Genomic DNA, 24,291 nt, shown 5'->3' on the forward strand with positions numbered 1-24,291 from the left:
CGGCCTAAAGAACCCTCAGCTAATAATCACCGCCGCCACCCGCCACGCGCCGTTCTCGCGGCTCAGCGTCACCGTCTCGATCGCGTCCGGCTTGCCGGCGAAGCTGGTCCGGAACTTGACCACGTCATAGCCGTCGGGCGGGGCCGGGAAATTGTCCTGGCTGAGGAAGGTGCGCGAGGTGGCGGCGCCGAGCGGCTTGCGGACTTTTTCCGAGACCGAGGTCCAGAGCTGCAGGCTGTTCTGCTCGCGGAACTGCTTGCCGGTGTACTGGTAGCTTTCATCCCAGCGGCTCTCGTCGAGCAGCGTGAGGAACTGCCGCGCGGTGGTGGCGGCTTCCGAGGTGGCGGCGGCGGTTGCGCCCGCGTCGCCCGCCGCGCTTTGCGGGGCGAGGTCCGCGGCGAACATCAGGGCCGTCAGGCCGACAACAAGCATCATGAGAAACCCTCCGATGATCAGGGGCCGGCGGGTGGGCCGCCGCACGCCGCCAACCGGCAGCGCGCCCTCCTGATCGGTCGGCGGGGCGGCGAAATCTTCCCCGATTTCGTTGGGTACAGATAATTGGGGGATCGCGCCCGCCGCCCCGTTGCCCTCGGTCTGCAGCAGCAGGCGGGCGGCCTCGCGGCTGCTCGACACCGCCATCTTGCGCCGCGCCTCGCGCAGCCGCTCGTTGATGGTGTGGACGGAAAGGCCGAGGCTGCGCGCGCTCGATTTGGCGTCGTGGCCGTGCGCGATCAGGCGAAGGGTCTGCTTCTCCTTATCGGTCAGCGCCCGATAGCCGTCGTTCACCTGCACGCTCATACCCCTGCCGACCTACGCCGGTCGCCAGGGGCTCGCCACCCCGAAAAATTCGTATGTCCGCCCTAGAGAAGGACGGCCGCCGCCGCGGGGGCGGCAACGGTGGCAAGCGCGAGCGCGACGGCGCTGGCGGCGACGATCCAGTTGATGCTGCGCGTCATCTTGGCTCTCCCGGGCACTGTCGCCCGAGGCCACTCTGAGCCCCGCCCGTTGAAAGAAGTCTTACCGCCTAAGGTTAATTCAGGCGTTACCCGAAGTGGCGGAGAGCTGCCCGACATCGACGCCGAGCGTCGCGAAGGCCTGCGGCCAGCGCTCCTCGATCGGCGTGTCGAACACCAGGTTCGCCGGCACCTGCGCGGTCAGCCAGCCGTGGCGGGTCAGCTCGGCGTCGAGCTGCCCTTCGCCCCAGCCGCTGTAGCCGAGCGCGAGCAGCCATTTCGACGGCCCCTTGCCAGCGGCGATGTCCTTCAGGATGTCGAGCGTCGCGGTCAGCGCCCAGGCGTTCGCCACCTGCAACGTCCCTTGCCCGCCATAGTCGAGCGAGTGCAGCACGAACCCGCGCCCGGGCTCGACGGGGCCGCCGGCGAATACCGGCAGATCCTCGGGCAGGTCGAGCGGGTCGACGTCGAGCTGCTCCATCACCTCGCGCACCGTCAGCCCGTCGTAGATGTGGTTGACGACGAGGCCCAAGGCGCCGTTCTCGTCATGCATGCACATGGCGATCGCGGCGTGATCGAAGCGATCGTCACCCATGCCGGGCATGGCCAGCAGCAATTGTCCGACGAGGAAGCGCGGTTCGTCCATCGGGAGCGAATATGGCGGCGGCGACGCTGGACGGCTAGAGCGAGCGTGCTTAGATGCGATCAAACGCCACCCTTCCAAGGAGAGCCCCATGACGATCAAAGTCGGTGACAGCCTGCCGTCGGCCACGCTCATCAAGATGACCGAGGAGGGGCCGCGCCCCGTCACCACCGAGGAGCTGTTCGGCGGCCGCACCGTCGCGCTGTTCGCCGTGCCGGGCGCCTTCACGCCGACCTGCTCGGCGAAGCACCTGCCGGGCTTCGTCGACAATTCGGGCGCCATCAAGGGCCGCGGCGTCGACGAGATCGTCGGCATTTCGGTGAACGACCCGTTCGTGATGGGCGCCTGGGGCAAGGCCTCGAACGTCGGCGACACCATCACGCTTCTCTCGGACGGCAATGCCGATTTCGTGAAGGCGCTGGGCCTGTCGATGGACGGGTCGAAGTTCGGCATGGGCACGCGCAGCCAGCGCTTCTCGATGCTGGTGAAGGACGGCAAGGTCGCGCAGCTCAACGTCGAGGAGCCCGGCGCGTTCAAGGTGTCGAGCGCCGAGCATATGATCGAGCAGCTCGGCTGAACATGGGCCTGATCATCCGCCCGGCGGCTGAGGCCGACCGGGCGGCGATCTGGTCGATCATCGCACCGACCCTCCGCGCCGGCGAGACCTACACGCTGCCGCGCGACATGCGCGAGGCGGATGCCCTCGCCTACTGGTTCGCGCCCAGCCATGCGCCGTTCGTCGTGGAAGACGCCGGCGAGGTGGTGGGCACCTACTACCTCCGCGCCAACCAGCAGGGCGGCGGCGCTCATGTCGCCAACTGCGGCTACATGACCTCAGCTGCCGCCACCGGCCGAGGCATCGCCCGCGCCATGTGCGAGCATTCGCAAACCGAGGCCCGCGCGCGCGGCTTCCGCGCCATGCAGTTCAACATCGTGATCAGCACCAACACCCGCGCCGTGGCGCTATGGGAGAGCTGCGGCTTCGCGGTGGTCGGCCGGCTGCCGGGCGCATTCGATCACCCGACGGCGGGGTTCGTGGATGCGCTGGTGATGTTCAAGACGCTTTAGGTGCTGAACGCGGAGGCAATATCCGTCGCAGCAAAATCATTGCCCTTGTAGAGCAAGGGCGCGTCAAGCGACTTTGCGAGCGCATAAGCAAAGCAGTCGCCGAAGTTGAGCTGGGCGCGATGGCCACGCCCCTTGCCGAACCGGTCAAACGCCCCGCGCGCGAGCTGCAACTGCGGCTCGTCTACCGAGCGGAGATCAATGGCGTGGCGTTCCAGAAGGCCATCGAGCGCAAGACGGCCGCCACCGGCCATGTTGCGACCCGCGAGCACCATATGTGCTTCCATCGCATTCGCGACGGACATGACCCTCCCTTCAGCATTCGTCAGCCGTACCAGCATTTCGTAGGCTTCCGGCTCCTCGAAGATGATGGCGAGGACGGCCGAACTATCGATGACGATCACCGAGGCAAGCCATTCTCGTCGTACATCTCGGCGATGATCTCTTCTTGGGAAGGCCCGGGCGGGACGGGACCGAGAGACCTGAGCCAAGCCTGCGTTTCCGCCACCTTCCGGGCAACATCACGCTGACGCGCGAGCCGCTCGCCCACGACGCGCTTCAATGCCTCCTCGGCCGGCAAGCCGGTAACCTCTGCGAGCTCATCGAGCAGCGCCTCGGTCTCGGGGTCTCGGATCACGCGTTCCATTACGGCACCTACGGCTAGATCGGCAGCCAATCTAGCCGCTGAGGCGTCGTTCTTCAAACCGCAGCTATTGCCACCCGCACTGCTGACCCTTGTTCTGCTCCTTGAGCCAGGTCATCAGTGGCTGGAAATAGGCGATCATCGACTTGCCGCTCATTTCGCGCGTGCCGGTGAAGGCCTCCAGCGCGTCCGGCCAGGGCTTGGAGGCGCCCATCGCCAGCATGGCGTTCAGCTTCTGGCCGACTTCCTTGTTGCCGTAGAAGCTGCAGCGGTGCAGCGGCCCGGTCCAGCCGGCCTGCTTGCACGCCGCCTCGTAGAACTGGAACTGCAGCAGGCGGGCGAGGAAGTAGCGGGTGTAGGGCGTGTTGCCCGGCACGTGGAACTTGGCGCCGGGGTCGAAGTCCGCCTCGCTGCGCGCCACCGGCGGGGTGATGCCCTGATATTGCAGGCGCAGGTCGGTCCACGCCTGGTTGTAATTGGCCGGCGTGATCTCGCCGTTGAACACGCCCCAGCGCCAGCGGTCGACGAGCAGGCCGAACGGCAGGAACGCCACCTTGTCCATCGCTTGGCGGAGCAGCAGGCCAGTGTCCTTCGACGCGTCGGGCACCTGATTTTTGTTCAGGAGGCCGATCTGCACGAGATATTCGGGCGTGACCGACAGCGCGACCATGTCGCCGATCGCCTCGTGGAAGCCGTCGTTGGCGCTGTTCAGGTACAAATAGGGCTGCTGGTTGTAGGCCCGCTGGTAATAATTGTGGCCGAGCTCGTGGTGGACGGTGACGAAGTCGTTGCCGTTGACCTTGGTGCACATCTTGATGCGCAGGTCTTCCTTGTTGTCGACGTCCCACGCCGAGGCGTGGCAGACCACTTCGCGGTCGGCGGGCTTGGTGATCATCGACCGGTCCCAGAAAGTCTTGGGCAGCGGCGCGAAGCCCAATGACGAGAAGAAGCCCTCGCCGGTCTGCACGATCTTCAGCGGCGTGTATTTCTTCGCCTCGAGCAGCGCGGTCAGGTCATAGCCAACGTCGCCCGCGCCCTTCGGCGCCACCACGTCATAGATGCTGCCCCATTCCTGCGCCCACATGTTGCCGAGCAGGTCGGCGCGGATCGGGCCGGTCTTCGGCTGGACGACGGCGCCGTACTTGGCGTTGAGCTTGCCGCGCGTGAAGCAGTGCAGCTCGTCATACAGCGGCTTCACCTCGCCCCACAGCTTGTCGGTGAGCGCGGCGAACTCTTCCGGCGACATGTCGTAGTTCGACCGCCACATGGCGCCGAGGTCGCTGAAGCCCAGCTCCTTGGCGCCCTGGTTGGCGATCTCGACCATGCGGACATAGTCCTGGCGCATCGGCTTCCCGACCGCGTGCCAGCTCGTCCACATCTCCTTCAGCTCGGCCGGGTTGCGCGAGGTGCCCATCAGCGCCTCGAGGTCGTTACCCGACATTGGGTTGCCGTTCAGCGTCCCGCGGCCCTTGCCGTAGGTCGACTGCAGGCGGGTGGCGATCGTCGACAGCTCCTGCGCCGCGCCCTCGCCGGCCGGCGCCGGCAGCACGATACCCTGCTTAAGAATGTCGAGCTTGCGTTTCGTGTCGAACGACAGACCGGCAACCTTGTCGAAGCGCGCGGCGCCCTTGGCGTATTTCACCGCCAGCTCGGTGCCCTCGGCGCCAACCTTGGCGGCCAGCCAGTCGGTGTCGTCGGTGATGTAGGTGCTGTTCACCCAGGCGATGCGCGCGCCGTACTCGCCGAACTCCATGCCTTCCTTCTCGGCGGCGGCGACGAAGGCGTCGGCTTCGGCGGCAGTGGCCGGCCCCTGCGCGGCAGGCGCCGCGGCGGACGCGCTGGCGACGGGTTCATCCTTGGCGGTGCAGCCGGCGAGCGCAACGCCAAGGGCCAGTGTGGAAACGATCAGGCGCATGAATGCGACTCCCCTCACATCTTCTTTTGATGGCGGTCAGAAACGCCATCGTCGCGGGGGCGTCAAGCGAGCAGGAAATCGCGGATCGCGGCGCCCAGTTCGGGCCGGGTGACGGCGCTCATATGGTTGCCGGGGATTTCGACATAGGTCCCTTGCAGCAGCGCGGCGGCAAGGTCGGGCGCCGAGCCATTGTCCTGATCGTCGGCGCCGCAGACGACGAGGATCGGCAGGTCGAAGTCGTCGAGGGCTGAGCCTTCCGTCTTCGACTGGACCTGCAGGACATGCTTGACCGCCTCGGGATCGGTGCCGGTCGATTTCATGAACTGCACCGCCAGATATTCGGGCGTGCCGCGCTCGACCGCATCGCGGTTGGCGATGGCGTTGAGGAAGAAGCTGCTGCGCAAGGTCGCGCCGGTGATGCCCATCAGCCCCATGCCGGCGAGGATGGCGCGGCGCGGCCGCATCCCGCGCGCCAGCAGCCGCACCGTCGTCCGCGCACCAAGCGAATAGCCGCCGAGGTCGAAGTCGCTGAGCCCAAGATGCGCGACCAGCGCCTCGATGTCCTGCGCCAGCACGTCGGCCGGGTAGTTGGCGGCGTCATGCGGCGCGGCGCTTTTTCCGTGGGCGCGCAGGTCGGGCAGGATCACCCGGAAGCCGGCGTCGGCCACCACTTGCGCGGTCTTCCAGCGCAGCCAGTTCATCTCGCCATGGCTGAACAGCCCGTGGATCAGGACGACCGGCCGCCCCTCGCCCAGCTCCCGCCAGGCGATGCGTTCGCCGTCAAACGACGCGAAGCTGTGGTCAGCGGCCATGTTCACTCAGGGAGCTTGCCAACGCTCTTCATCCAGCGGTCGACGATGGGTTGATACTCGTCGACCCGGTACTCGGGCAGCCCCGACGTGTCGAGCCAGTTGCGGTGCAGATGCTCGACGCCGAAGTGGTGCTTCGGCCTGAACCGCGACGGATCGTCGAAGGTGCCGACCAGCAGGTCCAGCTTCTCGCTGTCGTCATAGGCAAAGGTCAGCGAGGTGCCGCACACCCCGCAGAACCCCCGCGTCGCGATCGGCGAGGAGCGGTAAGTGCTCGGCTCATCCGCCCAGCTCACCTCGGCCTTCAACGCATTCACCATTGCCACCGACACGTTGCCGATGGCGCGCTGGCACATGCGGCAATGGCAGAGATAGGCATCGTCGCTGTGCACCTGCGCGGTGAAGCGCACCGCGCCACACAGGCAGCCGCCGGCCATCTCGGTCATGGCGTTCTCACCATCGTCTCGAACCGCGTGCCGCGCACATTGCGCTGCAGCCGCGCGTCAGCCGTGATCAGCTCGATCTTCTCGCGCTCGACCAGTGCCAGATAAACGCAGTCGTAGATCGGATGGTCGATTTCGAAAGCGATCTTCGCGGCTCGTGCAATCAGTTCCTGAGCCGGCGCGATGCTCGTAAAGATGCGCGGCAGGCGCACCAGCGCTTCCTGCGTCACGGCCTCGCCGTTGGGCAGGCTACGCAGGCGGGCCCACAGCGCGTTGCCGACTTCGGTTAGCAGCAGGTCCGGCGCCCAGAGCGCGTCATCACTGTCGAGCAGGGAAAGTGCTGCCTCGCTGTCCGCCTCGGCGACGAACCATTTGAACGCGATGCTCGCGTCAATCGCCAGCGGCATCGGGCCAGCGTCCGCCGTGGGTGTCCCGGAAAGCGCGAATGATGTCGGCGCCTTCTGCCCCCGGAATCTTTGCGGGAAGCATAGCGCGCACCTCGTCGGCCAAGGCGCGGCGCTGCACGGCGGCCAGGGGGCGGTTGCGCGTCAGTGCCTCGCGCAACTCCGCCTCCAGCGAGCGACCGTTTCGCTTCGCCGCTTCACGATAATCGTTGAGGATTTCATCCTCGAGATTGCGAATGAGCGCTTGTCCCATGAAAGAATGATAGCAACTTGCTATCATTCTTTCAAGGTCACGCCGCCTTCTTGAGGTGCCGGCTCACAAGCAGTTCGGCGATCTGAACCGCGTTCAGCGCGGCGCCCTTGCGGAGGTTGTCGCTGACGCACCAGAGCACGAGGCCGTTCTCGACGGTCGGATCCTTGCGGACGCGGCTGACGAAGGTGGCGTAGTCGCCGACGCATTCGATCGGCGTGACGTATCCGCCGTTCTCGCGCTTGTCGATCAGCATGACGCCCGGCGCGTCGCGCAGGATGCGCTGCGCCTCGGCGACCGACAGCGGGCGTTCCAGCTCGATGTTGATCGCTTCCGAATGGCCGACGAACACCGGCACGCGCACGCAGGTGGCGGTGACGAGGATCTCGGGGTCGAGGATCTTCATCGTCTCGGCCGCCATCTTCCATTCTTCCTTGGTGTAGCCGTCATAGTCGCTGTCGGACCCGAGGAAGACATCGATGTGCGGAATCACGTTGAACGCGATCTGCTTGGTGAACTTCTTGATGGTCTTCTCGTCGTTCACGAACACCGCGCGGGTCTGCTCGAACAGCTCGTCCATGCCTTCCTTGCCGGCGCCCGACACCGACTGATAGGTCGACACGACGACGCGCTTGATGCCCGCCGCGTCGTGCAACGGCTTCAGCGCGACGACCATCTGCGCGGTCGAGCAGTTCGGGTTCGCGATGATGTTGCGCTGGGTGTAGCCGTCGATCGCCTCCGGATTCACCTCGGGCACGATCAGCGGCACGTCGGCGTCGTAGCGGTAGAGCGACGAGTTATCGATGACGGTGCAGCCGGCGGCGGCGGCCTTCGGCGCATAGTCCTTCGCCGGCCCGGAGCCGGCGGCGAACAGCGCGATGTCCCAGCCCGCGAAGTCGAAATGCTCGATATTCTTGACCTTCAGCTCGCGGCCCGTGTCACCGAAATCGATGATGTCGCCGGTCGAGCGCGCGCTCGCGACCGCGGCGATGTCGGCAATCGGGAATTTGCGTTCGGCCAGAATGTTGAGCACTTCGCGACCGACATTCCCGGTCGCGCCGACCACGACCACGCGGTAGGCCATTTTCGTCGTTCCTTCTTTGGTGGACGGACGCGGATATCCTCCCCGCGCCGCCGGCTGACAAGACAGTTATTCTATTTGGACGGCGTGAACGGCTTGAGGCCCGCCGGGCGAACGGTGCCGACCGACACGAAGAATTTGATGAAGTCCTCGACCGAGAGGCCGTCGACCGCGATGACACTTGCCGGCGGCACGAACAGCAAGGCGCCGCCGACCGGCACCGGCGCGGTGGTCAGCAGCACGAGGTTGCGCGGCTGCCCGCCGACATCGTAGAGCTCGGGCGTCACCAGCAGCGCCAAGGTCTCGGTACTCTCGCCGAAACGCACCGCGACCACGCGCATTGTCTCGAGATTGCCGGCGTTCGATTGCGGCCCGAGCAGGCGCACCAGCTGCGCGATAGGGCGGTAGACCGAGCGCAGCACCGGGACCCGGTCGATGAAGCGGTCGAAGCCCTCTTCCAGCCGCCTCCTGAGGCGAGTTTGCACCAGCAGGCCGAGCAACGCGATGAGGACGAGGACGAAGAACAGCCCGACCCAGAAGGCGAAGGCCGCCCCTTCGTTGCCGACGAAGAAGCGACCGCCGCTGGCCACCGCCTGGCCGAGGAAAGAGTCCGGCCCGACCGCGCTCGCGACGTAGCCGCCGAGCCAGTCGATGACGATGATGGTGACGAGGATCGGCGCGAGGAACAGCAGCCCGGTGACGAACGCCCCGAACGCCCGCGCCGCGAAGCTTCTCACCCCAGCCTCTCGAGCACCGCGTCACCCATCTCGCGCGTCGTGGCGTTACCGCCGAGGTCGCGGGTGCGGACGCCGTCGTCCAATGCCTTCGACACTGCCGCCTCGACCTTGTCGGCGAGGTCGGCGCGGCCGAGGCTGTAGCGCAGGCCCATCGCGAGGCTGAGGATCGAGGCGCAGGGGTTGGCGAGGCCGTGCCCGGCGATATCGGGCGCCGAGCCGTGGATCGGCTCGTAGAGCCCGGGCTTCCCCGCCTCGCCGATCGCCGCCGACGGCAGCATGCCGAGCGAACCGGTCAGCATCGCCGCCGCGTCGGACAGGATATCGCCGAACAGATTGTCGGTGAGGATGATGTCGAACTGCTTGGGCCACTTCACCAGCTGCATCGCGGTGTTGTCGGCGAGCATGTGGGAGAGGTCGACATGGGGATATTCTTCATCCCGCAGCTTCTGCACCTCCTGCTTCCACAGCAGGCCCGATTCCATGACGTTCGACTTTTCCGCCGAGCAGACCTTGCCGGTGCGGCCCTTCGCCAGATCGAAGGCGACGCGCGCCACGCGGCGGATTTCGGTGGTGGTATAGACCTGCGTGTTGACGCCGCGCCGCTCGCCGCCGCCGAGGTCCTCGATGCCGCGCGGCTCGCCGAAATAGACGCCGCCGGTAAGTTCGCGGACGAACAGGATGTTCAGCCCCTCGACATGCTCGCGCTTCAGGGTCGAGGCGTCGGCGAGCGCCGGGAAGCACATCGCGGGGCGCAGGTTCGCGAACACCTGCATCGCCGACCGCAGCTCCAACAGCCCCGCCTCGGGCCGCTTGTCGAACGGCTGGTTCGCCCATTTCGGCCCGCCGACCGCGCCCATCAGCACCGCGTCGACCGCCTGCGCCCGCGCCACCGTCGCTTCCTCGATCGGATCGCCGGTCGCATCGATCGCCGCGCCGCCGAACAGCGCCTCTTCCATCACGACGTCGAGACCATGCCGCGCATTCAGCGCCTCGACGACGCGCCGGCTCTCCGCCGTCACCTCGGGGCCGATCCCGTCGCCGGGGAGGAGAAGCAACACCTTGCTCATCGAATACCTTTGCCAATCCCGTCATCCTGACGAAAGTCAGGATCTTGTCCCGCGTTGAACGCCGCGCTGGTTGCAACGCACCCATCGACCCCCGGCGGCTAATCTCCACGAAATCCTGACTTTCGTCAGGATGACGCCTCGGTCACGCTTCCCGCCGCTCGGTCTCCGTCATGCCGCCCACGGCCGCTCCTGCTTCAGCCGCGCCTCATAGGCGGCGATGTCGTCTTCCATCTGCGTGGTGAGGCCGATCTCGTCGAGGCCGTTCAGCAGGCAATGTTTGCGGAAGGGGTCGATCTCGAAGGCGAACCGGTCTTGGAAGGGCGTCGTCACCACCTGGTTCTCGAGGTCGACGGTGATCTCGTGCTCGGCCGCCACTTCCATCAGCCGGTCGACCTGCTCCTGCGGCAGCGCCACCAGCAGCATGCCGTTCTTGAACGAATTGCCGGCGAAGATGTCGGCGAAGCTCGGCGCGATCACCGTTCGGATGCCGAGGTCGGCGAGCGCCCAGGGGGCATGCTCGCGGCTGGAGCCGCAGCCGAAATTGTCGCCGGCGATCAGGATCGGCGCGCCGTTGTTGCGGGCATTGTCGAAGAGATTGTCGGGGTCCTCGCGCAGCGCGGCGAAGGCACCGGCACCGAGACCGTCGCGAGTCACCGTCTTCAGGAAACGCGCCGGGATGATCAGGTCGGTGTCGACATTCTTCTGCGCAAAGGGAATGGCGATGCCGGTCAGCGTATCGAAAGCCTGCATGTTGGATCAGCTCATCAGCTCGCGGACGTCGGTGAGGCGCCCGGTCACCGCCGCCGCCGCCGCCATCGCGGGGGAGAGGAGGTGGGTGCGCGCGCCCGGCCCCTGCCGGCCGACGAAATTGCGGTTGGAGGTGGAGGCGCAGCGCTCGCCCGCCGGCACCTTGTCGGGGTTCATGGCGAGGCACATCGAGCAGCCCGGCTCGCGCCAGTCGAAGCCGGCCTCGGTGAAGATGCGATCGAGGCCTTCGGCCTCGGCCTGCGCCTTCACCAGCCCGGAGCCCGGCACGACCAGCGCCTGCCGCACATTCGAGGCGACATGGCGGCCCTTCGCCACTTCGGCGGCGGCGCGCAGATCCTCGATGCGGCTGTTGGTGCAGCTGCCGATGAAGATATTCTCGACCGGCACGTCCTGCAGCCGGGTGCCCGGGGTCAGGCCCATGTAGGCGAGCGACTTGGCCGCCGCGTCGCGCTTCGCCGGATCGTCGAAGCTGTCGGGCGCCGGCACGGTGCCGGTGATCTCCACCACATCCTCGGGGCTGGTGCCCCAGGTGACCAGCGGCGCGATCGCCGAGCCGTCGATCTCGACCAGCGTGTCATAGCGCGCGCCGGCGTCGGTCGGCAGCGAGCGCCAGTAAGCAACGGCGGAATCCCACTCGGCGGCCTGCGGCGCGCGCGGGCGGCCCTGCAGATACGCAAAGGTCTTGTCGTCGGGCGCGACGAGGCCCGAGCGCGCGCCGCCCTCGATGGCCATGTTGCAGAGGGTCATGCGCCCCTCCATCGACAGGTCGCGGATCGCCTGGCCGGTGAACTCCATGACATGGCCGGTGCCGCCAGCCGTGCCGAGGCGGCCGATCACCGCCAGCGCCACGTCCTTCGCCGTCACTGAGAAGCCGAGCGAGCCGGTGACGCGCACCTCCATCGTTTTCGACCGGCGCAGCAGCAGGGTCTGCGTCGCGAACACATGCTCGATCTCCGAGGTGCCGATGCCGAACGCCAGCGCGCCGAACGCGCCGTGCGTCGCGGTGTGGCTGTCGCCGCAGACGATGGTCAGGCCCGGCAAGGTGAAGCCCTGCTCCGGCCCGATGACATGGACGATGCCCTGCCGATCGTCGCCCATCGGGATCAGCTCGACGCCGAACTCGGCGCAGTTGCGATCGAGCATGGCGAGCTGCGTCGTCGAATCCGGATCCGGATTGGGCAGGTGCCGCGCCTTGGTCGGCACATTATGATCGGGGACCGCGAGCGTGAGGTCCGGCCGGCGCAGGCGACGGCCGGCGACGCGAAGCCCCTCGAACGCCTGCGGCGTCGTCACTTCATGGATCAGGTGACGGTCGATCCAGATCAGGCTGGTGCCATCGTCACGCTGCGAGACAATATGGTCATCCCAGATTTTTTCGTACAGGGTGCGGGGCGTTTGCGACATAATATTTCGCCTTTGCCCGGTTGCGGTCGGCGGGTCAACCGCCGCCTTGCCGCCGCGTCGAAGCGCCGGCTTGCACCGCGGCGTCTCGCATAGCACCTAGGGGGCCTGTTGCGCCGAATCGTGCGCCAACGGCGAGGATTTGATGCAGTTGTGGCTCGGGTCTGTTGCGATGATGGGCGCCGCGCTGCTCGCGGCGGCTGCGGTCGCGCAGACAGCCCCCTCGCCTTCGCCCGCCCCGCAGACTGCCCCCGCGGTCCCGCCGCTGACGCCCGCGCAGGCCGCCGCCGCCGTGCTCGGGCGGTGGGAGACCTGCATTGATCTGACCGCCAACTTCCTCGCCCGCAGCGCCTTGAGCAGCGAGCGGTCGGCGCTGAAGGTGCAGGGGCGGTGCCTGCAGTTCCAGGATCTGGTGCGCGCGCCGCTGGCGGAATCGTTGCGCGAGATGATGTATGGCGCGTCGGAAGAACAGGTGACGGCGCAGACCGATGTCGCGGTGGATTCGCTCCGCCGCCATATCCATGCCCGCTCGATCGCGCAGGTGAAGGCGGTTCGCGAGCGGCAGCGGAACGCGCTGCGCAACGACGCGCCGCGGACGCCGACGCCGAAGGCCCCGCCCTCGGGCCCGCCGATCGGCAACTGAAAGCAAAACGAAAGCGGCCGCCGGATTGCTCCGACGGCCGCTGTTCTCCCAAAGTGCGTGCGGGGCCTATTCGGCCGCGACGCCCTTCGCCGGCTTGGTGTCGCGGCGCTCGGCGATACGCGCCGACTTGCCCGAGCGGCCACGCAGATAATAGAGCTTCGCGCGGCGCACGATGCCGCGGCGGACGAGCTCGATCGAATCGACGTTCGGCGAATAGAGCGGGAAGACGCGCTCGACGCCCTCACCGAAGCTCACCTTGCGAACGGTGAAATTGCTGTTGATGCCCTTGTTGGCGCGCGCGATGCACACGCCCTCGAAGAACTGAACGCGGCTGCGCTCGCCTTCGACGACCTTCACGCCGACGCGCAGCGTGTCGCCGGCGCGGAATTCCGGGATCTTCTTGTTGGCGCCGAGCTTCGCGACCTGTTCGGCCTCGATCTGCTGGATAAGGTTCATGCCTTTTCGTCCTTGTTCTTTCGCCGCGCGCCAGAGGGCGACCTGACCCGAACGCTGTCGTAGCGTTCCCAAAGGTCCGGCCGCCGTAGCCGTGTGTCGGTCTCGGCCTGGGCCAGTCGCCAGGCGTCGATCCGCGCATGATCCCCCGATCGCAGCACTTCGGGGATCGTGCGCCCCTCCCACGCGGGTGGTCGGGTGTAGTGCGGATATTCGAGCAGGCCGCTTTCGAAGCTTTCCTGCTCTCCGCTCGAAGGCGCGCCCATTACACCGGGCAGCAGGCGCACGCAAGCATCGAGCAGCACCAGCGCCGCCGTCTCGCCGCCCGACAGGATATAGTCGCCGATCGACACCGGCTCGACCCCCCGTCCCTCGAACAGCCGCTCGTCGAACCCTTCGAAGCGCCCGCACAGCAAGGTGACCCCCGGCCCCGCCGCCAGCTCGCGCACCCGCGCCTGCGTCAAAGGGGCGCCGCGCGGCGACATCGCCAGCACCGGCGCCGCCGGATTCCGCTCCCGCGCGGCATCCACCGCCCGCGCCAGCACATCGACCCGCAGCACCATGCCGGGGCCACCCCCGGCGGGCGTATCGTCGACCGAGCGGTGCTTGTCGGTGGCAAAGTCGCGAATGTTCACCGCCTCGAGCGACCAGCCGCCCTCCGCCATCGCGCGCCCTGCCAGGCTCTGCCCGAGCGGCCCGGGAAACATCTCCGGGTAGAGCGTCAGGATAGTGGCGGCCCAGATCATGAGGCAGTCCAGTTCTCGACGCGCAGGCCTTTGACGTCGCCAAAATCGCGCGGATTGTTGGTGACGAGCGTCAGGTCCAGCGAGCGGGCATGGGCGGCGATCAGGCGGTCGAAGCTCGCCCGCTTCACGCCGATCTCGCGCGCCAGCGAGCCATAGTCGTCCGCCGCCTTCGCATCGAAATCGTGCAAGGTCAGCGTGCCGATCAGCACGTCGAGGCGGCGCTGATCATCGGGTTCGGCACCTGGATGGCGTGCGCCCACCCGCAATTCAGCGAGCGTGATCGCCGAAATGGCGAGGCCGCTGTTGTAGAACTGGCGGACGCGGGCGCGCAGGACATCGCTGCGCCCGAGCGCGAAATCGATGCAGACATTGGTATCGAGCATGAACATCAGGCGGCGCGCGGCTGTCCGTCCCAGTCACGCTCCGCCTGCTCGATGTCGCCCCGGCCTTCCGCCATGAAACCCGCAGAAAAGGCGCCGAACAGGCTGTCGAGGACGCGGGCGCCATCCTGCTCGCGCCAGAAGCTGAAGCTGCCGTCATCGTGGGGCACGAGGATCACGTCATCGCCTTCGGTCAGGCCTGCCGACTTCGGCAGCCTGACGGCGACTGAATTGCCTGACTTGAAGGTCTTGGTCTTCCACTGACGCGGCATCGCCGTCTCCGTATATACCAGCCGTATATACTATTGGACGTAAGCCGGTTCAATCACCACGCTCGCGCCCACCTCGGGCACGGCCTCGGGCCGGAACGGCACCATGAAGCGCTTGCCGTCGGCTTTCTCGATTTCGAGGATGTCGCCGGCGCCGAAATTCTCGACGGCGACGATGGTGCCGATCGCCTCGCCCTCGGTCGTGGCGGCGGGCAGGCCGATCAGGTCGCTGTGGTAGAATTCGCCCTCGTCGAGCGTGGGCAGGTCGCCGCGGTCGACGGTCAGCACCGTGCCGCGAAGCGCCTCGGCGTCATCACGCGAGGAGACCTCGGCAAAGCGGGCGATGGCGTCGGGCTTGCCGGGCTTCACCGACTTCAGGGTCAGCGTCTGCCCGGCGGCCTCGAACGTCTTGTGACGACGGAGCGAGTCCAGCCCTTCGGCGAAGACCTTGAGGCGCACCTCGCCGCCGATGCCGTGTGCTCCGGCAACGGCGGCGAGGGTTACGCGGCTCTTGTCGTCGGCCAAGGGCTGTTAGCCCTTGGTCTCTTCGTCGGTCGCTTCGGCGGCGGGAGCCTCCTCGGCGGGAGCTTCCTCAGCAGCCGGGGCTTCCTCGGCAGCGGCCGGAGCTTCTTCAGCAGCGGCCTCGGCCGGCGCTTCCTCAGCGGCGGCCTCAGCGGGCGCTTCCTCAGCCGCAGGGGCCTCTTCGGCAGCAACCTGGGCGGCGGGCGCCTCAGCCTCGGTGGCCTCGACCTCGGCCGGGGCTTCCTCGACCGCCGGTGCGGCGGCGGCTTCGGCCTCGGCAGCTTCGCGCTCAGCGGCCTTGGTGGCGCGAGCCTCGACGCGCTCCTTGGCCTTCTCGCCAGGGGCCGCCTTGTTCGGGTTGTTCTTCGCGACGCGCTCACGGACGCCGGCGGCGTCGAGGAAGCGGGCGACGCGGTCGGACGGCTGCGCGCCGACGCTCAGCCAATGCTTGGCGCGGTCGGTGTCGAGCTTCACGCGCTCGGGCGAATCCTTCGCGAGCAGCGGGTTGTAGGTGCCGAGCTTCTCGATGAAGCGGCCGTCGCGCGCGTTGCGCGAGTCCGTGACGATGATGCGGTAATAGGGACGCTTCTTCGCGCCACCGCGCGCCAGCCGGATTGCAAGAGCCATGTTCAGTCCTTCCTTGGTATCTTCAATTAGCGTTTGTTGAACTTGTCGAAGCCCGGCGGCAGCATGCCGCCCGGCAGCTGGGGCATCGCGCCGCCGGGACCACCCGCCCCGCCGCCGCCGCCCAGCAGCCCGCCAAGGCCGCCGGGCATCTTGCCCATCATCTTCATCAGGCCACCCATGCCGCCCATCTTGCGGATCTTCTTCATGGCGTTGGCCATTTCCTGATGCATCTTCAGGAGCTTGTTGACCTCCTGAACGGTCGTGCCGGCGCCGTTGGCAATGCGGATCTTGCGCTTGGCCGCGATGATCTCGGGCTTCACCCGCTCCTTCGGCGTCATCGACAGGATGACCGCTTCCAGGCGAGCCAGCGTCTTGTCGTTGACGCCCGCGGCCTCGGCCTGCTTCTGCATCTTGCCCATGCCGGGCAGCATGCCCATCAGCGCGCCCATGCCGCCCATGCGCTTCATCTGCATCAGCTGCGAGCGAAGGTCGTTCATGTCGAACTGACCCTTCGCCATCTTGGCGGCGAGCTTCTCGGCCTCCTCGGCCTCGATGGTCTCGGCGGCCCGCTCGACGAGGCTGACGACGTCGCCCATGCCGAGGATGCGGCCGGCGACGCGCTGCGGATCGAAGGCGTCGAGCGCGTCGAGCTTCTCGCCCGTGCCCGCGAACTTGATCGGCTTGCCGGTGACGGCACGCATCGACAGCGAGGCGCCGCCGCGGGCGTCGCCGTCCAGGCGGGTCAGCACCACGCCGGTCAGCTCGACCTGCCCCGCGAAGGACTGGGCGACGTTGACGGCGTCCTGGCCGGTCAGCGCATCGACGACGAGCAGGATCTCGTGCGGATCGGTGGTCGCCGCCACCGCCTGCATCTCCGCCATCAGCGCCTGATCGACGTGGAGGCGGCCGGCGGTGTCGAGCAGCACGACGTCGAAGCCCTGCAGCTTCGCCGCCTGCATGGCGCGCCGCGCGATATCGACCGGCTGCTGGCCGGCGATGATCGGCAAGGTGGCGACATTCACCTGCTCGCCGAGGATGCGAAGCTGCTCCTGCGCCGCCGGACGGTTCACGTCGAGCGACGCCATCATCACCTTCTTGCGCTCTTTCTCCGAAAGGCGCTTGGCGATCTTGGCGGTGGTGGTGGTCTTACCCGAGCCCTGAAGGCCGACCATCATGATGACGGCGGGCGGGGTGACGCCCAGTTCGAGCGCCTCACCGGTGCCGCCGAGCATCTCGATCAGCGCGTCGTGGACGATCTTGACGACCTGCTGCCCCGGCGTGACCGAGCGGGTGACCTCGGCGCCGATCGCGCGCTCGGTGACCTTGTCGACGAAATCCTTGACGACGGGGAGCGCGACGTCGGCCTCGAGCAGCGCGACCCGCACCTCGCGCATCGCCGCACGCACGTCCGCCTCCGTCAGCGCACCGCGGCCGCGGAGCTTGTCGAAGACGCCGGACAGGCGGTCTGAAAGGCTCTCGAACATCAACTTGACCCCAAACGGTTTCGCGCCGGTGGGCGAAACCTCGCTGACCGGCGTGCATCCGTGGACGCGTTCAATACTGGCATTTCCGGCTGGAAAAGCGGGTGCGAGGTAGCGCCGTAGGGGGCGAGAGTCAATGTTTGGGGTGCGTCACTCGTAGTGATGGAAGCGAATCCGCTGCAGCCAGTGGATACGCTTTTCGAACTCTTTGCTCAGATAGGCGGTACGCGCGATGCGGAGCCGCATTTCGCAGCGAGCGATTTCCGCATCGAGTTCGGCGAGCGTCAGCTTTAGCACATCGGCTTCATGTTCAAGCACACCCGTACGCTTGCCCATCAGGCGCTCGCGAACAACTCGGTCGGCACGCCAAGCGCCGGGCCGGCTTCAGCGAGCCGTCGGTCAAGCGTGTGAACCGTCGCGCCGTGCTCCGAGGCAATTGCGAGGTGCAGTGCGTCGCCAGCGCGAAGGCCGAGGTTGTGCTGATCGACGAACTTTGCCGCGGAGCGAAACTGCGCGCCTGTCACGGTCAACACCGTGAAGCTTTCGGCGACGAGTTGGTTGAACGTCGCGAGCGCCGCCGCACGCTGCGGCAGGTCGATCTGGCCGGTGCGCAGCTTGATCGCCAGCGCCGAGGACAGTTCGGTGATCGTCCAGTCGCTGATCCGAATCTGCGCCGCGTCCTGTTCGCCCAGCCACGTCTGGACACGCGGCGTCATCACCTCGTTGGAAAGCGCCGCGGCGATCAGCGACGTATCGAGATAGAGCATCAATAGCGGTCGTCGTCGCGCATCGCGCGGACGAGATCGGCGGCCGGCGCCTGCGGCGGCATCGTCGCGGTCAGCGCTTGAAGCAGACCCGCGTCGATCTGCTTTCGCGGCGGGGCGACAGCGGTCAGTCGCGCGACCGGCTTGCCGCGGCGGGTGATGTCGATCGAATCCCCGGCTTCGACGCGATCAACCAGTTCGCTCAGATGCGCCTTTGCGTCCGCGAGATTGACCGACATGACATGCTCCTGACCAGTTAGATGGTCATATAGCGCATTGCAGGCGGATTTTCTAGAAGCTCGACCCCGGCTCCTTCAGGAACGCCGCCTCCTCCGCCGTCATCTCGCGCCCAAGCGCCTCGTTCCGATGCGGGAACCGCCCAAAGCGGTCGATGATCGCCTTGTGCTTTCGGGCGAAGTCGGCGGCTTCCGGCTGGCCGATCTCGTCCATCAGCTCGACGCAGCGGTCCTGATCGTCGGCGTTCTCGCTGTGCATGAAGGGCATGTAGAGGAACTGGCGTTCCGCGTCCGACAGTAGGGTGTCGTCGCCGCGCTTCAGTGCCAACCGGGCGAGGTTGAGCGCCACCGCGTCGTTCTGGAAGGCCCGCGGGTCGTCGCGGTGGAGGTTGCGGGAGAATTGGTCGAGGACGATCACCGCGGCGAGCAAGCCTTGCGGGTTGGCGGTCCAGTCGTCGGGGACGTGCGCCGACAGCCGCGCGTGCAGGTCGCCGAAACGATCGCGGATCGTCGCGTCGAGCTGCGCGTCCTTCGCGAATTGCTGCTCGGGCTTCAGCTCGTCGAACCAGAAGGCGAGGACGTCTGCCGCTTGATCATCGAGCACTCGATATTCTCCATTTGTCATCCCCGCGTAGGCGGGGACCCACCATCGCACAACAGGGCTGTTCCCTTGTGGGTCCCCGCCTTCGCGGGGATGACGATGAAGTGAACCGCGCATGTCCGGCCAACGTCCGCCGCGGGGGCAAGGCTTAGCGCATCCTCCCCGGCACGGGGAGGGGGACCCTGCGCAGCAGGGTGGAGGGGGCAGCGGCGGTGGGTACCCCTCCACCGCCTTCGGCGGTCCCCCTCCCCTTGCAGAGGAGGATGGGCGGTCAGATGGACTTCGCGCCCGCCCGCGCCTACATCGCGCGCCTATGGCTACGCCGTTCGTGAAGATGCATGGGCTCGGCAACGACTTCGTCGTGTTCGACGCGCGCGCCCACGCCCTGCCGGCGATGGGCGATGGCCTCGCCGCGCGGCTCGCCGACCGGCACACCGGCATCGGCTGCGACCAGCTCATCGTCATCGAGGCGGCGCAAAACGACGGCGACGCGCGCATGCGCATCTACAATGCCGACGGCGGCGAGGTGGAGGCCTGCGGCAACGCTTCGCGCTGCGTCGCACAGCTGCTCGGCCCGTCGAAGGTCGAGACCGCCGGCGGCGTCATCGAGATGAACCCGGCGGGCGACGGCGCCACCGTCATCCTGCCCGCCCCGCGCTTCGACTGGGACGCCATCCCGCTCGCCTATGCGATGGACACGCGCGACATGCCGGTCGGCTGGGACGGGCTGGAAGCCCCGAGCGCCGTCAACGTCGGCAATCCGCATGTCGTGTTCTTCGTCGACGATCTGGAGGCCGTGCCGCTGAAGACGATCGGCCCGCAGATCGAGACCGACCCGCTGTTCCCCGACCGGGTCAACGTGAATGTAGCGCAGATTATCGGCCCCGACCGCATCCGCCTTCAGGTGTGGGAGCGCGGCGTCGGCCTGACCCGCGCCTGCGGCACCGGCGCCTGCGCCACCGCGATTGCCGCGATGCGCCGCGGGCATGTGGGCCGCACCGCGACCGTCGAAATGGCGGGCGGCACGCTCACCATCGCGTGGCGCGAGGACGGCGCCATCGCGATGACCGGCCCGGCCACCACCGCCTTCCGCGGCGAAGTCGACCTGAACGCCTTCGCCTGATGCAATTGTCCCCGGAGATCGTCACCTTCGGCTGCCGCCTGAACGCCTATGAGTCCGAGGTGATGCGCGCGCATGCGATGGCGAGCGGCGAGGACGGGTTGGTCGTCGTCAACACCTGCGCTGTCACCGGCGAGGCGGTGCGGCAGGCGCGGCAGCAGATCCGCCGGCTGAAGCGCGAGCGGCCCGCGTCGCGCATCATCGTCACCGGCTGCGCCGCGCAGACCGAACCGCAGACCTTCGCCGCGATGCCCGAGGTGGCGCGCGTGCTGGGCAATGCGGAGAAGCTGCAGGCGGAAAGCTTCCGCTTCGACGACGGCGCCGATGCGCCGGCCGTGCGCGTCAACGACATCATGTCGGTCACCGAGACCGCCGGCCATCTGATCGATGGTTACGCCGAAAGGGCGCGCGCCTTCGTCGAGGTGCAGAACGGCTGCGACCATCGCTGCACCTTCTGCATCATCCCCTATGGCCGCGGGAATTCGCGGTCGGTGCCCGCCGATCTGGTGGTCGAGCGCATTAGGCGGCTGGTCGGCGACGAGGGCTATAATGAGGTGGTGCTGACCGGCGTCGACGTCACCTCCTATGGCGCCGACCTGCCCGGCACGCCGACGCTCGGCACGCTCGTCCAGCGCATCCTCGCCGAGGTCCCCGCGCTGCCGCGGCTGCGCCTGTCGTCGATCGACAGCGTCGAGATCGATGCGCCGTTGTTCGACGCGATCACCGGCGACGCGCGGCTGATGCCGCATCTGCACCTGAGCCTGCAGGCCGGCGACGACATGATCCTGAAGCGGATGAAGCGGCGCCACAGCCGTGACGACGCGCTGCGCTTCTGCGCCGAGGTTCGCGCCCGCCGGCCCGAGGTCACCTTCGGCGCCGACCTCATCGCCGGCTTCCCGACCGAGACCGACGCGATGTTCGAGAACACGCTGGCGATGATCGACGCGTGCGACATCGTCTACGGCCATATCTTCCCCTATTCGGCGCGCACCGGCACGCCCGCCGCGAAGATGCCGCAGGTGCCGGTGCCGCTGCGCAAGGAGCGCGCCTCGCGGCTGCGCCGGGCGGCGGCGGCGCGGCTGGACCTCTATTTGCGCGGGCAGGTCGGTCGCACGCAGGAGGTTCTGGTCGACAGCATCGACGGACGCGGCCATAGCGCCGCCTTCGCGCCGGTGCGGGTGGCCGGCGCGGTGCGCGGGCAGATCGTGCGCGCCACCGTCACCCACCTGAACGACGGCATGCTGGAGGCCGCTTGATGTCGGAAGAACCGCAGGGCTGGTTTGCCAAGCTGCGCGCCGGGCTGTCGCGATCGTCGGAAAAGCTCGGCGACAATCTGTCGTCGGTGTTCACCAAGTCGAAGCTCGACGACGCCATGCTCGAGGAGATCGAGGAGGCGCTGATCGCCGCCGATCTCGGCCCGGCGATGGCCGCGCGGGTATCGGCGAAGCTGGCGGCGGAAAAGTACGACAAGGCGGTCACCGAGGCGGAGGTCCGCCAGGTCGTGGCCGACGAGATCGAGAAGGTGCTGCGCCCGGTGGCGAAGCCGCTCGAAGTGGTGGCCTTCCCGCGCCCGCAGACCGTGCTGGTCGTCGGCGTCAACGGCTCCGGCAAGACCACGACGATCGCCAAGCTCGCGCATCTGTTCCAGGAGCAGGACTATCGCGTCATGCTGGCGGCGGGCGACACCTTCCGCGCCGCCGCGATCGAGCAGTTGCAGGTGTGGGGCGGCCGCATCGGCGCGCCGGTCATCTCCAGCAAGGTCGGCGCCGATGCCGCCGGCCTCGCCTATGAATCGCTCGAAAAAGCGCGCAGCGGCGGCTTCGACGCGCTGATCATCGACACCGCCGGGCGGCTGCAGAACAAGCAGGGCCTGATGGACGAGCTCGCCAAGGTGAAGCGCGTCCTCTCGAAGCTGATGCTCTCCGCGCCGCACGATGTCGTGCTGGTGCTCGACGCCACCACCGGCCAGAACGCGCTCAACCAGATCGAGGTGTTCCGTGAAGTCGCGGGCGTCACCGGCCTCGTGATGACCAAGCTCGACGGCACCGCGCGCGGCGGCGTGCTCGTCGCGGCGGCCGAGCGCTTCAAGCTGCCGATCCACGCGGTGGGCGTCGGCGAAACCATCGACGACCTGCGGCCGTTCGACCCGAAGGCGTTTGCCGAAGCATTGGCCGGGATCAACCCCGGCGTGGGAGTGAAGTAGATCGTGGCGGAAAAGCGTGAACTGTCGACGGGCCTGAAGCTCGCCATCGACTATGGCCCGCTGCTGGTGTTCTTCGTCACCAACTGGCTGGCGCCGGGTTCGGATGTCGACCAGGCCATCGCCGCCACCGCCGCCTTCATGGTGGCGGTCGCCACCGCGATGCTGATCTCCAAACTGAAGACCGGCCATATCTCGACGATGCTGTGGGTAACGGGCGTGGTCGTCGCCGTGTTCGGCGGCCTCACCATCTACCTGCACGATCAGCGCTTCATTCAGATCAAGCCGTCGATCGTCTACGCGATCCTGTCGGGCACCCTGTTCTTCGGCCTGCTCACCGGCCGGCCACTGCTGCGCACCGTGCTGGAAGCCGGCTTCCCGGCGCTGAAGCCCGAAGGCTGGCACCTCCTCACCCGCAACTTCGCCTGGTTCTTCCTCGCGATGGTCGGCGTCAACGAGGCGGCGCGGCAGTATCTCAGCTTCGACAGTTGGGTGACCTTCAAGGTCTGGGGTGTATCCGCCCTCTCCTTCGCCTTCATGTTCACGCAGTTGCCCCTGCTGATGAAGCACAGCGACGAGCCCCAGGACCCGCCGGTCCCGCCGCAGGGGTAAGCGCCCCTCTCCCTGGAGGGGAGAGGGCGACTCGCGTCAGCGAGCGGGGTGAGGGTGGTCGCCGGTTAGCGCCCGCCATCCGACCACCCTCTCCCCAACCCCTCTCCCCTCCAGGGAGAGGGGCTAAGTCGCCTCGCCCACCCACGTCCGTCATACCGGCGAAAGCCGGTATCCAGACCGGGCGTCGAACTGGATACCGGCTTTCGCCGGTATGACGGATTGGGGCTGGAGGGAGGCGGAGCTACCTGGATGAAGGCGGGGCTAAGCCGCCTCGCCCTTCTGTACCGCCCCGTCCCGCTCGCCCGCCGTCGCTTCCCACCAGTCCCCCAGCGCATCGATCAGCGGCACCAGCTGTCGCCCCGCCGCGGTCAGTGCATAGTCGACATGCCGCGGGTAGTCGCCATGTTCGGTGCGGGTGACGATGCCCGCCGCTTCCAGCTTGCGCAGCTCCAAGGACAGCATGCGGTGCGACACTGTCGGGTTGTCGCGGCGCAGGTCGGAGAAGCGCTTGGTGCCGTCCTGCAGATAGTAAAGCAGCAGGGTCGGCCAGCGGCCGCTCAGCATGCGCATCGCATCCTCGATGGGGCAGCTCGACACCAGATCCTTCACGCGGGGCGGCTCCTGCGGTGGTTACAGAAATGTGCGTTATTAACTTCGGCCGACGGGTCAACTACCTCAACCCTCGCTGCGCAGCTCCACTCCCCAACGATGGAGCAATCACATGGACCCGATCCTTCTCACCGGCTTCCCCGCGGGAAGCTCGCTTGGCCTCGTCGCCGCGCTCGAATGGCGCGGGCGGCCCTATCGCCTTTGCCGCGTCGACATGCTCGGCGAGATGCGCGAGCCCGCCTACGCGCGGCTCAACCCGCGCGTCGAAACGCCGGCGCTGATCACCGATGAAGGCCGCGTGCTGACCGAGACGATGGCGATCGCCGCCTGGCTGGAAGCGCGCGACGACGACCGCCGCATCAGCTTCCCGCCACGCTCGGCGGAGGCCGACCGCATGCACCAGCTGATGGCCTTCGTGAACACCGGCTTCACCGGCGCTTTCAGCCCGCTGTGGGCAGCGATGGAGATGGAAGCGCCCGACCCGGCCTATCAGGCGGCGCTGCGCCGCTTCGGTGAGGGCGCGGTGATCGAGCGGCACGACAAGCTGGAAACGATGATCGGCGACGGCCCATATCTCGTCGGCGACCGCCCCACCCTTGCCGATGGCCTGCTCGCCGGCGTCGCCCGCTGGCGCGAGCTTCACGAGATCGAGGACCGCTGGCCCCGCCTCGCCGCTTGGCGCGCGCGGATCGAGGCGGACCCCGCCATCGTCTTCGCGCAAGCCGTCGAGGATGGCGAGCGACCGGCGGGCTCGGGCGCCTGCCAGGGCTTCGACGCCCTCGCCGACGTCATCGCGCGGTTCGGTGACTGACGATCAGCAGGCGCTGCCAGTTCGCGAGGACGTGGGCC

33 protein-coding genes and 1 pseudogene are annotated in these 24,291 nt (G+C 67.5%); 8 read left to right on the top strand and 26 right to left on the bottom strand.

Annotation, left to right across the window (positions count from 1 at the left end):
* Nucleotides 1-15: 15 nt before the first annotated feature.
* Complete coding sequence (locus ACFOMD_RS02495) at nt 16-798, bottom strand: helix-turn-helix domain-containing protein (RefSeq protein ID WP_380856288.1); 783 nt, start codon at nt 796-798, stop codon at nt 16-18.
* A 237-nt stretch (nt 799-1,035) separates the two neighbouring features.
* Nucleotides 1,036-1,599 (bottom strand): YqgE/AlgH family protein, encoded by a 564-nt coding sequence (locus ACFOMD_RS02500; protein WP_380856291.1) that lies wholly within the window; start codon nt 1,597-1,599, stop codon nt 1,036-1,038.
* An 88-nt stretch (nt 1,600-1,687) separates the two neighbouring features.
* On the opposite strand from ACFOMD_RS02500, the gene ACFOMD_RS02505 reads away from it, so the two are divergent.
* Both ACFOMD_RS02505 and ACFOMD_RS02510 read left to right on the top strand, forming a co-directional pair.
* Nucleotides 1,688-2,173, top strand: coding sequence for a peroxiredoxin (locus ACFOMD_RS02505; protein ID WP_380856294.1), 486 nt, complete (start codon nt 1,688-1,690; stop codon nt 2,171-2,173).
* Nucleotides 2,174-2,175: 2 nt separating this feature from the next.
* On the top strand, nt 2,176-2,664 hold the full coding sequence (locus ACFOMD_RS02510) for a GNAT family N-acetyltransferase (protein ID WP_380856297.1): 489 nt from the start codon (nt 2,176-2,178) through the stop codon (nt 2,662-2,664).
* Here ACFOMD_RS02510 and ACFOMD_RS02515 read toward each other — a convergent pair.
* The 12 genes from ACFOMD_RS02515 to leuC form a co-directional block, all read right to left on the bottom strand.
* Nucleotides 2,661-3,065 (bottom strand): type II toxin-antitoxin system VapC family toxin, encoded by a 405-nt coding sequence (locus tag ACFOMD_RS02515; protein ID WP_380856300.1) that lies wholly within the window; start codon nt 3,063-3,065, stop codon nt 2,661-2,663. The genes ACFOMD_RS02510 and ACFOMD_RS02515 overlap by 4 nt on opposite strands.
* Nucleotides 3,062-3,307, bottom strand: coding sequence for a type II toxin-antitoxin system VapB family antitoxin (locus ACFOMD_RS02520; RefSeq protein WP_380856303.1), 246 nt, complete (start codon nt 3,305-3,307; stop codon nt 3,062-3,064). Before ACFOMD_RS02520 ends, ACFOMD_RS02515 begins: the two co-directional genes overlap by 4 nt.
* Before the next feature lie 64 nt (nt 3,308-3,371).
* Complete coding sequence (locus ACFOMD_RS02525) at nt 3,372-5,219, bottom strand: M2 family metallopeptidase (protein WP_380856305.1); 1,848 nt, start codon at nt 5,217-5,219, stop codon at nt 3,372-3,374.
* A gap of 62 nt (nt 5,220-5,281) precedes the next feature.
* Nucleotides 5,282-6,031: an alpha/beta fold hydrolase gene (locus ACFOMD_RS02530; RefSeq protein ID WP_380856308.1), complete on the bottom strand. Its 750-nt coding sequence runs from the start codon at nt 6,029-6,031 to the stop codon at nt 5,282-5,284.
* A 2-nt stretch (nt 6,032-6,033) separates the two neighbouring features.
* Nucleotides 6,034-6,474: a GFA family protein gene (locus ACFOMD_RS02535; RefSeq protein WP_380856311.1), complete on the bottom strand. Its 441-nt coding sequence runs from the start codon at nt 6,472-6,474 to the stop codon at nt 6,034-6,036.
* Nucleotides 6,471-6,878, bottom strand: a complete 408-nt coding sequence (locus tag ACFOMD_RS02540) for a type II toxin-antitoxin system VapC family toxin (protein WP_380856314.1) — start codon at nt 6,876-6,878, stop codon at nt 6,471-6,473. The genes ACFOMD_RS02535 and ACFOMD_RS02540 overlap by 4 nt, the downstream gene beginning before the upstream one ends.
* Nucleotides 6,862-7,128 (bottom strand): FitA-like ribbon-helix-helix domain-containing protein, encoded by a 267-nt coding sequence (locus tag ACFOMD_RS02545; protein WP_380856317.1) that lies wholly within the window; start codon nt 7,126-7,128, stop codon nt 6,862-6,864. The genes ACFOMD_RS02540 and ACFOMD_RS02545 overlap by 17 nt, the downstream gene beginning before the upstream one ends.
* A gap of 37 nt (nt 7,129-7,165) precedes the next feature.
* Complete coding sequence (locus tag ACFOMD_RS02550; protein ID WP_380856320.1) at nt 7,166-8,209, bottom strand: aspartate-semialdehyde dehydrogenase; 1,044 nt, start codon at nt 8,207-8,209, stop codon at nt 7,166-7,168.
* 71 nt (nt 8,210-8,280) lie between these two features.
* Nucleotides 8,281-8,943, bottom strand: coding sequence for a DUF502 domain-containing protein (locus ACFOMD_RS02555; protein WP_380856323.1), 663 nt, complete (start codon nt 8,941-8,943; stop codon nt 8,281-8,283).
* Entirely contained in the window at nt 8,940-10,010 is a 1,071-nt protein-coding gene (gene leuB / locus ACFOMD_RS02560; RefSeq protein ID WP_380856326.1) for a 3-isopropylmalate dehydrogenase, read from the bottom strand. The genes ACFOMD_RS02555 and leuB overlap by 4 nt, the downstream gene beginning before the upstream one ends.
* A 168-nt stretch (nt 10,011-10,178) precedes the next feature.
* On the bottom strand, nt 10,179-10,760 hold the full coding sequence (leuD, locus tag ACFOMD_RS02565) for a 3-isopropylmalate dehydratase small subunit (RefSeq protein WP_380856329.1): 582 nt from the start codon (nt 10,758-10,760) through the stop codon (nt 10,179-10,181).
* Nucleotides 10,761-10,766: 6 nt separating this feature from the next.
* Nucleotides 10,767-12,182 (bottom strand): 3-isopropylmalate dehydratase large subunit, encoded by a 1,416-nt coding sequence (gene leuC / locus ACFOMD_RS02570; protein WP_380856332.1) that lies wholly within the window; start codon nt 12,180-12,182, stop codon nt 10,767-10,769.
* Between the two features lie 142 nt (nt 12,183-12,324).
* Here leuC and ACFOMD_RS02575 point away from each other — a divergent pair, with 142 nt between their 5' ends.
* Entirely contained in the window at nt 12,325-12,822 is a 498-nt protein-coding gene (locus ACFOMD_RS02575) for a hypothetical protein (RefSeq protein WP_380856335.1), read from the top strand.
* Nucleotides 12,823-12,888: 66 nt separating this feature from the next.
* Here ACFOMD_RS02575 and rplS read toward each other — a convergent pair whose 3' ends face one another.
* From rplS to ACFOMD_RS02630, 11 genes and pseudogenes are all read right to left on the bottom strand, one after another.
* Entirely contained in the window at nt 12,889-13,278 is a 390-nt protein-coding gene (gene rplS, locus ACFOMD_RS02580; protein WP_380856338.1) for a 50S ribosomal protein L19, read from the bottom strand.
* Nucleotides 13,275-14,021 (bottom strand): tRNA (guanosine(37)-N1)-methyltransferase TrmD, encoded by a 747-nt coding sequence (trmD, locus tag ACFOMD_RS02585; protein ID WP_380856341.1) that lies wholly within the window; start codon nt 14,019-14,021, stop codon nt 13,275-13,277. The genes rplS and trmD overlap by 4 nt, the downstream gene beginning before the upstream one ends.
* Complete coding sequence (locus ACFOMD_RS02590; RefSeq protein ID WP_380856344.1) at nt 14,018-14,410, bottom strand: type II toxin-antitoxin system VapC family toxin; 393 nt, start codon at nt 14,408-14,410, stop codon at nt 14,018-14,020. Before ACFOMD_RS02590 ends, trmD begins: the two co-directional genes overlap by 4 nt.
* Nucleotides 14,410-14,673, bottom strand: a complete 264-nt coding sequence (locus ACFOMD_RS02595; RefSeq protein ID WP_380856347.1) for an antitoxin — start codon at nt 14,671-14,673, stop codon at nt 14,410-14,412. The genes ACFOMD_RS02590 and ACFOMD_RS02595 overlap by 1 nt, the downstream gene beginning before the upstream one ends.
* A gap of 30 nt (nt 14,674-14,703) precedes the next feature.
* Nucleotides 14,704-15,195 carry a ribosome maturation factor RimM gene (gene rimM, locus ACFOMD_RS02600; protein ID WP_380856350.1) on the bottom strand — a complete coding sequence of 164 codons (492 nt, stop codon included), beginning with the start codon at nt 15,193-15,195 and terminating at the stop codon, nt 14,704-14,706.
* Nucleotides 15,196-15,357: 162 nt separating this feature from the next.
* Nucleotides 15,358-15,819, bottom strand: a pseudogene (rpsP, locus tag ACFOMD_RS02605) (30S ribosomal protein S16); the annotation flags it as partial.
* 26 nt (nt 15,820-15,845) lie between these two features.
* Nucleotides 15,846-17,303, bottom strand: coding sequence for a signal recognition particle protein (gene ffh / locus ACFOMD_RS02610; protein WP_380856353.1), 1,458 nt, complete (start codon nt 17,301-17,303; stop codon nt 15,846-15,848).
* Nucleotides 17,304-17,450: 147 nt separating this feature from the next.
* The gene (locus ACFOMD_RS02615) at nt 17,451-17,636 is read right to left on the bottom strand and encodes a hypothetical protein (protein WP_380856356.1); all 186 of its coding nucleotides are present in this window, start codon (nt 17,634-17,636) and stop codon (nt 17,451-17,453) included.
* Complete coding sequence (locus tag ACFOMD_RS02620) at nt 17,636-18,067, bottom strand: type II toxin-antitoxin system VapC family toxin (RefSeq protein ID WP_380856359.1); 432 nt, start codon at nt 18,065-18,067, stop codon at nt 17,636-17,638. The genes ACFOMD_RS02615 and ACFOMD_RS02620 overlap by 1 nt, the downstream gene beginning before the upstream one ends.
* On the bottom strand, nt 18,067-18,303 hold the full coding sequence (locus tag ACFOMD_RS02625) for a type II toxin-antitoxin system Phd/YefM family antitoxin (RefSeq protein ID WP_380856362.1): 237 nt from the start codon (nt 18,301-18,303) through the stop codon (nt 18,067-18,069). Before ACFOMD_RS02625 ends, ACFOMD_RS02620 begins: the two co-directional genes overlap by 1 nt.
* Before the next feature lie 52 nt (nt 18,304-18,355).
* Nucleotides 18,356-18,904, bottom strand: coding sequence for a DUF924 family protein (locus tag ACFOMD_RS02630; RefSeq protein ID WP_380856365.1), 549 nt, complete (start codon nt 18,902-18,904; stop codon nt 18,356-18,358).
* 310 nt (nt 18,905-19,214) lie between these two features.
* On the opposite strand from ACFOMD_RS02630, the gene dapF reads away from it, so the two are divergent.
* From dapF to ACFOMD_RS02650, 4 genes are read left to right on the top strand one after another with little or no spacing between them, the layout of a single operon-like run.
* On the top strand, nt 19,215-20,024 hold the full coding sequence (gene dapF / locus ACFOMD_RS02635) for a diaminopimelate epimerase (protein ID WP_380856368.1): 810 nt from the start codon (nt 19,215-19,217) through the stop codon (nt 20,022-20,024).
* Nucleotides 20,024-21,277 carry a tRNA (N(6)-L-threonylcarbamoyladenosine(37)-C(2))-methylthiotransferase MtaB gene (gene mtaB, locus ACFOMD_RS02640; RefSeq protein WP_380856371.1) on the top strand — a complete coding sequence of 418 codons (1,254 nt, stop codon included), beginning with the start codon at nt 20,024-20,026 and terminating at the stop codon, nt 21,275-21,277. The genes dapF and mtaB overlap by 1 nt, the downstream gene beginning before the upstream one ends.
* The gene (ftsY, locus tag ACFOMD_RS02645; protein ID WP_380856375.1) at nt 21,277-22,224 is read left to right on the top strand and encodes a signal recognition particle-docking protein FtsY; all 948 of its coding nucleotides are present in this window, start codon (nt 21,277-21,279) and stop codon (nt 22,222-22,224) included. The genes mtaB and ftsY overlap by 1 nt, the downstream gene beginning before the upstream one ends.
* A 3-nt stretch (nt 22,225-22,227) precedes the next feature.
* Entirely contained in the window at nt 22,228-22,833 is a 606-nt protein-coding gene (locus ACFOMD_RS02650; RefSeq protein WP_380856378.1) for an inner membrane-spanning protein YciB, read from the top strand.
* Between the two features lie 261 nt (nt 22,834-23,094).
* Here the strand turns inward: ACFOMD_RS02650 and ACFOMD_RS02655 are convergent, their stop codons facing one another.
* Nucleotides 23,095-23,442, bottom strand: a complete 348-nt coding sequence (locus tag ACFOMD_RS02655; RefSeq protein WP_380856381.1) for a winged helix-turn-helix transcriptional regulator — start codon at nt 23,440-23,442, stop codon at nt 23,095-23,097.
* A 112-nt stretch (nt 23,443-23,554) separates the two neighbouring features.
* Here ACFOMD_RS02655 and ACFOMD_RS02660 point away from each other — a divergent pair, with 112 nt between their 5' ends.
* Nucleotides 23,555-24,253, top strand: a complete 699-nt coding sequence (locus ACFOMD_RS02660) for a glutathione S-transferase family protein (RefSeq protein WP_380856384.1) — start codon at nt 23,555-23,557, stop codon at nt 24,251-24,253.
* Nucleotides 24,254-24,291: the final 38 nt, after the last annotated feature.

The sequence above is a fragment of the Sphingoaurantiacus capsulatus genome (assembly GCF_042648405.1).
Taxonomy (GTDB): domain Bacteria; phylum Pseudomonadota; class Alphaproteobacteria; order Sphingomonadales; family Sphingomonadaceae; genus Sphingoaurantiacus; species Sphingoaurantiacus capsulatus.

Coding starts and splice junctions, on each gene's coding strand:
- ACFOMD_RS02495 (WP_380856288.1), bottom strand. CDS start 798: ATGAGCGTGCAGGTGAACGACGGCTATCGGGCGCTGACCGATAAGGAG.
- ACFOMD_RS02500 (WP_380856291.1), bottom strand. CDS start 1,599: ATGGACGAACCGCGCTTCCTCGTCGGACAATTGCTGCTGGCCATGCCC.
- ACFOMD_RS02505 (WP_380856294.1), top strand. CDS start 1,688: ATGACGATCAAAGTCGGTGACAGCCTGCCGTCGGCCACGCTCATCAAG.
- ACFOMD_RS02510 (WP_380856297.1), top strand. CDS start 2,176: ATGGGCCTGATCATCCGCCCGGCGGCTGAGGCCGACCGGGCGGCGATC.
- ACFOMD_RS02520 (WP_380856303.1), bottom strand. CDS start 3,307: ATGGAACGCGTGATCCGAGACCCCGAGACCGAGGCGCTGCTCGATGAG.
- ACFOMD_RS02525 (WP_380856305.1), bottom strand. CDS start 5,219: ATGCGCCTGATCGTTTCCACACTGGCCCTTGGCGTTGCGCTCGCCGGC.
- ACFOMD_RS02530 (WP_380856308.1), bottom strand. CDS start 6,031: ATGGCCGCTGACCACAGCTTCGCGTCGTTTGACGGCGAACGCATCGCC.
- ACFOMD_RS02535 (WP_380856311.1), bottom strand. CDS start 6,474: ATGACCGAGATGGCCGGCGGCTGCCTGTGTGGCGCGGTGCGCTTCACC.
- ACFOMD_RS02540 (WP_380856314.1), bottom strand. CDS start 6,878: ATGCCGCTGGCGATTGACGCGAGCATCGCGTTCAAATGGTTCGTCGCC.
- ACFOMD_RS02545 (WP_380856317.1), bottom strand. CDS start 7,128: ATGGGACAAGCGCTCATTCGCAATCTCGAGGATGAAATCCTCAACGAT.
- ACFOMD_RS02550 (WP_380856320.1), bottom strand. CDS start 8,209: ATGGCCTACCGCGTGGTCGTGGTCGGCGCGACCGGGAATGTCGGTCGC.
- leuB (WP_380856326.1), bottom strand. CDS start 10,010: ATGAGCAAGGTGTTGCTTCTCCTCCCCGGCGACGGGATCGGCCCCGAG.
- leuD (WP_380856329.1), bottom strand. CDS start 10,760: ATGCAGGCTTTCGATACGCTGACCGGCATCGCCATTCCCTTTGCGCAG.
- leuC (WP_380856332.1), bottom strand. CDS start 12,182: ATGTCGCAAACGCCCCGCACCCTGTACGAAAAAATCTGGGATGACCAT.
- ACFOMD_RS02575 (WP_380856335.1), top strand. CDS start 12,325: ATGCAGTTGTGGCTCGGGTCTGTTGCGATGATGGGCGCCGCGCTGCTC.
- rplS (WP_380856338.1), bottom strand. CDS start 13,278: ATGAACCTTATCCAGCAGATCGAGGCCGAACAGGTCGCGAAGCTCGGC.
- trmD (WP_380856341.1), bottom strand. CDS start 14,021: ATGATCTGGGCCGCCACTATCCTGACGCTCTACCCGGAGATGTTTCCC.
- ACFOMD_RS02590 (WP_380856344.1), bottom strand. CDS start 14,410: ATGTTCATGCTCGATACCAATGTCTGCATCGATTTCGCGCTCGGGCGC.
- ACFOMD_RS02595 (WP_380856347.1), bottom strand. CDS start 14,673: ATGCCGCGTCAGTGGAAGACCAAGACCTTCAAGTCAGGCAATTCAGTC.
- ffh (WP_380856353.1), bottom strand. CDS start 17,303: ATGTTCGAGAGCCTTTCAGACCGCCTGTCCGGCGTCTTCGACAAGCTC.
- ACFOMD_RS02615 (WP_380856356.1), bottom strand. CDS start 17,636: ATGGGCAAGCGTACGGGTGTGCTTGAACATGAAGCCGATGTGCTAAAG.
- ACFOMD_RS02620 (WP_380856359.1), bottom strand. CDS start 18,067: ATGCTCTATCTCGATACGTCGCTGATCGCCGCGGCGCTTTCCAACGAG.
- ACFOMD_RS02625 (WP_380856362.1), bottom strand. CDS start 18,303: ATGTCGGTCAATCTCGCGGACGCAAAGGCGCATCTGAGCGAACTGGTT.
- dapF (WP_380856368.1), top strand. CDS start 19,215: ATGGCTACGCCGTTCGTGAAGATGCATGGGCTCGGCAACGACTTCGTC.
- mtaB (WP_380856371.1), top strand. CDS start 20,024: ATGCAATTGTCCCCGGAGATCGTCACCTTCGGCTGCCGCCTGAACGCC.
- ftsY (WP_380856375.1), top strand. CDS start 21,277: ATGTCGGAAGAACCGCAGGGCTGGTTTGCCAAGCTGCGCGCCGGGCTG.
- ACFOMD_RS02660 (WP_380856384.1), top strand. CDS start 23,555: ATGGACCCGATCCTTCTCACCGGCTTCCCCGCGGGAAGCTCGCTTGGC.